The sequence below is a fragment of the Actinomycetota bacterium genome, from assembly GCA_030776725.1.
Taxonomy (GTDB): Bacteria; Actinomycetota; Nitriliruptoria; order Nitriliruptorales; family JAHWKO01; genus JAHWKW01.
Window position 1 is genome coordinate 1 of record JALYHG010000189.1, and the last position, 8,443, is coordinate 8,443.

General features: G+C 71.5%; 9 protein-coding genes. 7 read left to right on the forward strand and 2 right to left on the reverse strand.

Annotation, left to right across the window (positions count from 1 at the left end; all coding sequences use genetic code 11):
* The 3 genes from M3N57_08995 to M3N57_09005 all read left to right on the forward strand — a co-directional run.
* A partial coding sequence (locus M3N57_08995) for a hypothetical protein (protein ID MDP9022815.1) occupies positions 1–255 on the forward strand: 255 nt, incomplete at its 5' end.
* A gap of 152 nt (positions 256–407) precedes the next feature.
* Positions 408–905: a hypothetical protein gene (locus M3N57_09000; GenBank protein ID MDP9022816.1), complete on the forward strand. Its 498-nt coding sequence runs from the start codon at positions 408–410 to the stop codon at positions 903–905.
* Positions 902–1,108 carry a hypothetical protein gene (locus tag M3N57_09005; protein MDP9022817.1) on the forward strand — a complete coding sequence of 69 codons (207 nt, stop codon included), beginning with the start codon at positions 902–904 and terminating at the stop codon, positions 1,106–1,108. Before M3N57_09000 ends, M3N57_09005 begins: the two co-directional genes overlap by 4 nt.
* 53 nt (positions 1,109–1,161) lie before the next feature.
* Here the strand turns inward: M3N57_09005 and M3N57_09010 are convergent, their stop codons facing one another.
* Complete coding sequence (locus M3N57_09010; GenBank protein MDP9022818.1) at positions 1,162–3,414, reverse strand: fused MFS/spermidine synthase; 2,253 nt, start codon at positions 3,412–3,414, stop codon at positions 1,162–1,164.
* Between the two features lie 127 nt (positions 3,415–3,541).
* Positions 3,542–4,849, reverse strand: coding sequence for a cation:proton antiporter (locus M3N57_09015; GenBank protein MDP9022819.1), 1,308 nt, complete (start codon positions 4,847–4,849; stop codon positions 3,542–3,544).
* 237 nt (positions 4,850–5,086) lie between these two features.
* Here M3N57_09015 and argC point away from each other — a divergent pair, with 237 nt between their 5' ends.
* The 4 genes from argC to M3N57_09035 form a co-directional block, all read left to right on the forward strand.
* Complete coding sequence (argC, locus tag M3N57_09020) at positions 5,087–6,112, forward strand: N-acetyl-gamma-glutamyl-phosphate reductase (protein MDP9022820.1); 1,026 nt, start codon at positions 5,087–5,089, stop codon at positions 6,110–6,112.
* The gene (argJ, locus tag M3N57_09025; GenBank protein ID MDP9022821.1) at positions 6,109–7,326 is read left to right on the forward strand and encodes a bifunctional glutamate N-acetyltransferase/amino-acid acetyltransferase ArgJ; all 1,218 of its coding nucleotides are present in this window, start codon (positions 6,109–6,111) and stop codon (positions 7,324–7,326) included. Before argC ends, argJ begins: the two co-directional genes overlap by 4 nt.
* Entirely contained in the window at positions 7,326–8,225 is a 900-nt protein-coding gene (argB, locus tag M3N57_09030) for an acetylglutamate kinase (GenBank protein ID MDP9022822.1), read from the forward strand. The genes argJ and argB overlap by 1 nt, the downstream gene beginning before the upstream one ends.
* A partial coding sequence (locus tag M3N57_09035) for an aminotransferase class III-fold pyridoxal phosphate-dependent enzyme (GenBank protein MDP9022823.1) occupies positions 8,225–8,443 on the forward strand: 219 nt, incomplete at its 3' end. The genes argB and M3N57_09035, both read left to right, overlap by 1 nt.

Consider the following 8,443-nt stretch of genomic DNA (forward strand, 5'->3'; position numbering starts at 1 on the left):
GATGAGCGGATGGTGCAGGTCGACCTCGAGGTCGGCGACAGCGATCGCGTCGACGACAGTCCGGTCCGTCGCGTCCTTCGCGTGGTCGCGGCGCGGGTCATCCCGGGGCTGTCGCGGGTCGTGCCGCCGTTGTGGCGGACGGCGGGGGACGAGGACCGCCCCGCACCGCGCTCAGCGGGCGACGGTGAGGACGAGCCGGGGTCACGCGAGCTGCACAGCTGGCTCGACGCGGCGCTGGATGCCGACGAGGGGTGACACGTCGGTCGAAGCTCGTTGGATGCCGACGCCGACGTCCACGCCTCTCCTGTCGCAGGCCACAGCGACGTCCGGTTGCCCGTGGCCTATGCCGTGGCCTCCTCCCGTGCGAGACTGCCGGGTCGACAGGATCCCCACGAACGGTGCCGACCATGACGAACGACACGACGAGCCCCACCGCCGGTGTGATCGGCGAGGCCCTCCAGCTGTACAAGGACCACTGGCAGCACCTGGCGAGCATCGCGCTGCTCGTCTACCTCATCATCGCGATCCTGAGCCTGATCCTGACCGGCGTGCTCGGGATCGTCGGAGCGTTCCTCGCCGGCGTGCTGACCATCGTCGGCGTCTTCTGGCTGCAGGGGGCGCTGGTCCGGGCGGTCGAGGACATCCGCGACGGACGGGTCGACCTGTCGATCGGGGAGACGTTCGAGGGTGTCCGACCCCACATCGGTGCGATCACCGGAGCAGGGATCCTGGCCGGGATCGGCATCGGGATCGGTCTCATCCTGCTGATCGTCCCCGGCCTGTACCTCATGACGATCTGGAGTGTCCTCATCCCGGTGATCGTGCTGAGCGCCGCCGCGTCGCTGAGGCGTTCGGGCGCAGCCAGACACTGGTCCGCGGGCACGGGTGGAACGTCTTCGGTGTGATCATCGCCGCGTGGCTGGTCCTGCTGGTGGCGGGGCTCGTGATCGCGCTGATCACCGCGCCGTTCGGCGAAACGGTCGGGGCCTTCCTCGCGGACGTCATCAGCGGTGCGGTCACGGGGCCGTTCGTGGCTCTGGTGTGGACCCTGATGTACTACCGGCTGCGCGGCCGGGAGGGCGGAGGAACCGGGCCGGAACTGACGTAACCGGGCATCGGACGCTGGCCGCCGACCAGGATCGCCGCCGCGGTCGCGGGCGCCTACCGCCAGCGCACGACCCGGACGACGTCGGAGAAGGCGTCCGTCCAGACCGGCGCGCCCCCGGCTTCCGCCGTCAACGGTCGCCACGTCCCACCCGAGACGCTCTGTGGGCCGTCGCCGAGCCCGGCGACGCCACCGTCGCGCCCGGGGCGTGGCGACCTCTCCGCGAGAGGTTGCAGGACCTGGGGGGATTCGGCGAGGACCACCCAGTTCAGCCTGCCCCGGACGGGGTCTCCCGCGTCGCTGCGGACCACGCCCGTGAGGCCCAGATGTGCGGCGACCCCAGCCACGACGCGCTCGATGTCGATGTGACGGTTGCTGGTGTGGAAAGCCAGCACGCCGCCCGGCGCCAGCTTCGAGCGGTACATCTGCACCGCCTCGGCCGTCACGAGGTGCACCGGGATGGCATCCGAGCTGAACACGTCCACCACGATGATGCCGTAGTGATGATCGGGGGCGTCGGCCAGCGCCGAACGCCCGTCGCCGAGGACGATCTCGACGTCGGCGGGCGTGTCGCTCAGGTAGCTGAACAGCGTCGGGTCGGTGGCGATGTCGACGATGGCCTGATCGATCTCGTAGAAGGTGAACGTCTGCCCGGCCCGTCCGTACCCGGCCAGCGCCCCGGTCCCCAGACCCAGGATCGCGACGTTGTCGGCGACCGGCCGCTGACCGTAGACCGCGAACACCTCACCAACGGGGCTGGTGGGGTGGTAGTAGCTCTGCGGGACCGTGACATGCCCGGGGCGGCGGTCCTGGGACCCGTGGACGGTCGTGCCGTGGACGAGCACGTGCTGGTCGCCTTCCACCTCGACGCGTGCGACGCCGAAGAAGGTCCGCTCCGTGCGCAGCGCATCGGTGCTCACCGGCATCGCGGTGGCGAGCACGACCGAGACGCCCACCGCGAACGCGGCCGGCCGCCGCTCGGCGACCAGCCACACCGCGCGACGGGCGCCCAGCAGCAACCCGACGACCACCGCCGCTGCCACGTACCCGCCGCGCACTACCCCCTGCTGGAGCAACCACGGCGCGCCGAACACCGCGGAGGCCTCCAGTGCGCGCCGCCCGAGTGCCACGGGGGCGGATCGCGGCCCACGGGCCTGCAGGCCGACCAGGACCACGACCGCTGCCGCGGTCACCAGCGGGTACTCGATCACGTGGTCGAACGCGACCGGGGCGAGCAACCCGTTGAACAGCCCGCCGAGCGCCCCGCCGATGGACACCAGCAGGTAGAAGTGGGTGAGCCCCGCCGGCGGTGGGCGGTCGTCCGCTAATCGCCCGTGCGCGACCAGCGCCACGGTCGTGAAGAACACCAGGTGGAGGGTGATCTCGAAGCCGGCTGGGAACTCGAGCCCAGGGACCATGGTCACAGCGATGGCCACCGCTGCCGCCGGTAGCAGGCGACCAGCCGCGAGTGCGACGCGCGGGCGACGCTGAGCGAACGCGACGATGAAGCTCAACAAGTACACGGACAGGGGGACCACCCACAGCAGAGGGAACGCTGCGATGTCCGTGGACACGAAGTGGGTGACACCGAGCATGAGGCTCGACGGGAGGAACGCCAGCACCACCCAGGTCAGCTGACGGCGCCAACCGACAGATGCCACGCCGCTGGGCACGTCGCCCCCCGACTGCGCTCCCGGCTCGGATGCCCCCGCCAGACGCCGGTGCACGGTCGCCACACACGCCAGCGCGAGCACCACGAAGATCGCGTACCCAGCCGACCACAAGCGGGTCTGGGTCGGCAGGCTCAGCGTCGGCTCGATCAGGAACGGGTAGGCGAGGAGGGCCAGGAGGCTCCCGGCGTTCCCGGCGGCGTACAAGAAATAGGGGTCGTCGGCTCGGGGATGGTCGGTCGCGGAGTACCACAGCTGCAGCAACGGAGCGGACGTGCTGACCAGCAGGAACGGTGCTCCCACCATGACGGCCAGGACGTAGACCAGCCACAGGGCGGGCATGACCCCGTCCGGCGGGAACGCCTCCACCGGGAGCGCGACCGGAAGGACGAGCAGCGGAGCCACGAGTGCGGCGACGTGCACCGCCGTCTGGCGGCGGAGCCCCAGCCACCGGGTCGAGAAGTGGGCGTAGCTGTAGCCGGCGAGCAGCATGGTCTGGAAGAACAGCATCGCGGTGTTCCACACCGCCGGTGATCCGCCGAACGTCGGCAGAACGAGCTTCGCGACCATCGGCTGCACCACGAACAGCAGCCCGGCGCTCACGAACGAAGCGACCGCGAACAGGACCACCACCATCATCGCGTGCCGTGGCTCCGAGCGTCGGTGCGGCGTGGCAGCCTGATCTGCCGTGGATGAGCGATCCAGGACGTCGCGGGGGCGGATGGTAAGGCCGATCCGCTGGCGACGCTCGGGCGTCGTGATGGCTCTACGTGGCCTCGCGGCGACGGTCGAGGGCCTCGAGGGTGGGAGCGGCACTGAGTCCGTGGATGACGATCGACAGCAGGACCGCCAGTCCCGCGACGGCCCAGATCTCCTCCTTCTGCGCGAACTCCGCCTCCTCCAGCCCGTGCGACAGGTAGTAGAACGTCGCGATCCCGCGGATCCCGAAGAAGCTGATCGCAGCGCGGTCACGCCAGGGGGCGCGGTCGAAACCGATCAGCCCGACGCCGCCGGCGAGCGGACGCACGACCAGCACGATCAGGACGGCAACGACGATCAGCCTCCCGTCGAGGGGGACGAACAGGCCGCGCGCGATCGCGCCGCCGAACAGCACGAGGATCGCGGCCATGAACAGGCGCTCCGCCTGCTCGGCGAACGTCTGGAGGTGCTCGTGCAACTCGTTCCAGCGGTCGGTCGAGCGGATCGTCGCCGCCGCGATGAACGTCGCGATGAACCCGTAGCCGCCGACGTACTCGGTCAACCCGTACACGACCAGCGTTGCAGCGAGCGCGCCGAGCCCGGTGACCGTCTTCGCGACGTCCGTCTGCGCCGGCAGGCTGAGGAGCGTGCGGGCCAGGATCCTGCCCAGGCCGATGCCCAAGAGCACCGAGACGGTGAGCTTGAAGGCGACGTCGACCACCAGCCACGTCCCGATCCAGTTGCCGGGTGCTGCACCGGCGATCGCCATGGCGATGGCCATGTTGGTGTAGGGGAACGCCAGCCCGTCGTTCAGCCCCGCCTCGGACGTCAGCGCGAACCGGACCTCGTCCTCCTCCCCGGGTCCGGTGAGGTCGTGCTCCTCGGTCTCCGCGTCCTCGGCTCCCTCGCCCGGGGCGCCGACCTCCACGTCCTTGCCCATCACGGGATCGGTCGGTGAGATCGCCGCTCCGAACAGCATCGCTGTCGCGGGGACCAGCCCGGCGACGGCCCACCCGAGCAGGGCGGCCACCACGATCGTGAGCGGCATGGTGACGCCCAGCAGCCGCCAGGTCGAGGACCACTCGCGGAGCCCCGGCGCTCGATCGATGGTCAGCCCCGCGGTCATCAGCGAGACGATCACCCCCAGCTCCGTGAGGCGTTCTGTCACGTTGCCCGCCCCGATCGGGTCGGGGGTGTCCAGTCCGAGAGGGAGCCAGAACGCGACGAGGCCGATCCCGACCAGCGTCATCGGCAGGGTGAACGGCTTGTCGTGCAGCACCCGCGGCAGGACGGCGGCAGCCAGCACCGCGATCCCCGCGACGATGAGGAGGAGGTCGTAGCTCTCGAGCCCCCGGTACGCCTCTTCGAAACCCATCAGCCGGCCGGACGGGCGTGGTCGCGAGAGGGGCCGTGCGGGGAGCTGCTGCGTCCGACGCGACAGCGACCGGGCGAGCCGACGACCACGTTGGCAGGGACCATCGCAAGAAGCTACCGCTCTCACGTCGCAGGCAGGTGCCCACCGACTGCCGACCAGGCCGGGGGACCCGCGGGTTGCGCCCTGGTGCATGTTCATGCATCATGGTGCATCGCGCTTGGGCGAGGGGTCCTGCAGGTGGCACACCGGGTCGGCATCGTCGGCGCCTCCGGCTACGGCGGCGCCGAGCTGCTGCGTCTGCTCGACGCACACCCCGCCATCGAGGTCGTGGCCGTCGCCGCCCACCGTCAGGCCGGCACCCCGATCCGTGACCTGTTCCCCAACCTCGACACCGACGCCGTCTTCGACGCGGTGGACCTCGACCAGCTCGCGGCCCTCGACCTGGTGATCCTGGCCACCCCCCACGGCGTGTCGATCGAGCTCGCAGGCAAGCTGCACACCGCCGCCACGCGGCTGATCGACCTGTCCGGCGCGTTCCGCCTCTCCTCGGACGACTTCCACGACTGGTACGGCGAGCCCCATCCGCACCCCGACCTCACCCCCGCGGTGTACGGACTGACCGAGTGGGCCCGCGACGCGATCTCCACAGCGGAGCTGGTGGCCAACCCGGGGTGCTACCCGACCGCGGCGCTGCTGGGGCTGCTGCCGTTGGGCGAGCTCGTCGAGCCCGGAACCATCGTGGTCGACGCCAAGTCGGGCACGTCGGGGGCGGGCCGCGGGCTGCGAGACGACCTGCACTTCACGCACCTGCACGGCGACTTCACCGCCTACGGCGCCCCGCACCACCGCCACACCGTCGAGATCGAGCACTGGTTCGGCCGGCTCGCCGGTGTGCCCAGCGGGCCGGTGTCGTTCACCCCGCACCTGGTACCCATGGCCCGAGGCGAGCTCGCCACCTGTTACGCCACCGTCCGCGATCGCGTGGGTGCCGACGACGTCCACGGGGCGCTGGCTGATCGGTACCGCGACGAGCCGTTCGTCCGGGTCCTGGATCCGGGGACGTTCCCCCACACCAAGGCGGTGGCCGGTTCCAACGGTTGCCAGGTGTCGGCGACGTTCGACGCGCGGACCCGCCGTGTCCTGGTCGTCGCCGCGGTCGACAACCTGGGGAAGGGTGCCGCCGGGCAGGCCTTGCACAACGCCAACCTCATGCTGGGACTGGACGAGACGCTCGGACTCACCGCCGTGGGGCTGTACCCGTGAGCGGCTTCGGTCCCCGCGACCGTGCCGCGCTCACCACGACCGAGGGTGGGGTCACGGCCCCCTCGGGTTTCCGTGCCGGGGGGGTGTTCGCCGGGCTGAAACGGTCGGGGCGCCCGGACGTGGCGCTGGTGGTCTCCGACGTGCCCGCGACCGCCGCCGTGGCGTTGACGACGAACCGGGTGCGGGCGGCCCCGTGCGTGATCACGGCCCGGAACGCCGCCGACGGGCACGCCCGCGCCTTGGTGGTCAACAGCGGGAACGCCAACGCCTGCACCGGTCCCGACGGCCTCGCTGCCGCCGAGGCGACCACCGAGGCGGTCGCCACCCACCTGGGGATCGACCCCACCGACGTCCTGATCTGCTCCACCGGGGTGATCGGGGTGCCGCTGGACCTGGCGCGACTGCTGGCGGCGATCCCCCGGGTCGTCGCGGACCTCAGCGACGACGGTGGGGGGCGGGCCGCTCGGGCCATCCTCACCACCGACACGACCACCAAGGAGGTCGCCTACCGCGTCGAGGACGCGACCGGGGCGTGCACGGTGGGCGGCATGGCCAAAGGCGCGGGGATGATCGAGCCGACCATGGCCACGGTGATCGGCTTGATCACGACCGACGCCCCGCTCACCCCGGCGGTGCTCCGCCCGATCGTCCGCCAGGTCGTGGCACGCACGTTCAACCGCATCAGCATCGACGCGTGTGGGTCGACCAACGACACCGTCGCGGTGCTGGCCAACGGCAACGCCACGCAACCCCCGACCCTGGCCACGTTCCGCGCTGCCCTGGAGGCGGTCTGCGCGGACCTGGCCCGGGCGGTCGTCGCCGACGGTGAAGGCACCACCAAGGTCGCCGAGCTGCACGTGGTGGGGGCCCGCAGCGAGGACGACGCGGTCGCTCTGGCCCGGGCGGTGGCCGCGTCGACGTTGTTCCGGGCTGCGCTGGCGGGGGCGGATCCCAACTGGGGGCGGGTGCTGGCCGCGATGGGCGCCACGGACGTGGACTTCGACCCGGAGCGGGTGACGGTCCGGTTCGCAGGGGTGACCGTGTGCCGCTTCGGGGTCGCGACCTCGTTCGACCGTGGGCAGGCTGCGGCGGCCTTGTCCAAGCGCGATGTGGAGGTCACCGTCGATCTGGGGCTCGGCGGGGCCGAGGCGACGTTCCTCACCGCCGACCTCACCCCCGCCTACGTCCGCTTCAACGCCGAGTACACGACCTGATGGCTCCCATCGCTCCCACCGATGAGCGCGCGACCGCCGCCCAGGCCAAGGCCGTGGTGCTGCGCGAGGCGTTGCCGTGGATCACCCGCTTCCACGGCGCCACCGTCGTGATCAAGTACGGCGGCAACGCCATGGTCGACGAGGAGCTGAAGCGCTCGTTCGCCGCGGACGTGGCGCTGCTGCACTTCGTGGGGCTCCGCCCCGTCGTGGTACACGGCGGCGGTCCGCAGATCAGCGAGGTCTCTGGGCGCCTGGGGCTCGAACCTCGCTTCGTCGCGGGACTGCGGGTCACCGACGAGGCGACCATGGACGTGGTCCGCATGGTGCTGCTCGGGCGGGTCAACCCCGAGCTGGTCCGTCTGATCCAGACGGCCGGCGCCTCGGCGGTCGGCGTGGCCGGCACCGATGCGAACCTGCTGACGGTACGCCCCGCCGCCGGCCCCGCCGGCGAGGACCTCGGCCTGGTGGGGGAGGTCGACGCGGTCGACCCCGCGGTGCTGCTGCGGCTGCTGGACGACGGGTTCGTCCCGGTCGTCGCGACCGTCGGCCGGGGCGTCGACGGGGTCGACCGCAACGTCAACGCCGACACCGCCTGCGGGGCGATCGCCGCGGCGCTGGCCGCCACGAAACTGGTGTACCTCACCGACGTCCCCGGTCTGTACGACGACTTCGGCGACGCAGGGTCACTGCTGTCTGAGGTCCCGGTCGACCGGCTGGAGGCGATGCTCGCCCGCGGCGAGCTCCACGCCGGGATGCGACCCAAGGTCGCGTCGATCGTGCAGGCGCTGCACGCAGGCGTCCCCCAGGCCCACGTCCTCGACGGCCGCGTGCTGCACGCGGTCCTGCTCGAGGTCTTCACGGACGAGGGTGTGGGCACGATGATCTCCAGGGAGCTGTGATGGACGCCGCCGCTCACCTCTCGCAGCTGCAGGACCGATTCAACGCGCACCTGCTGCCCACCTACCGCACGCCGCCGCTGGCGTTCGTCCGCGGACGCGGCAGCGCCCTGTTCGACGCCGAGGGCCGGGCGTACCTGGACTTCCTGTCCGGTCTGGCCGTGACCAGCCTCGGCCACGCGCACCCGGCGGTGACCGCCGCGGTCGCCGAGCAGGTCGCC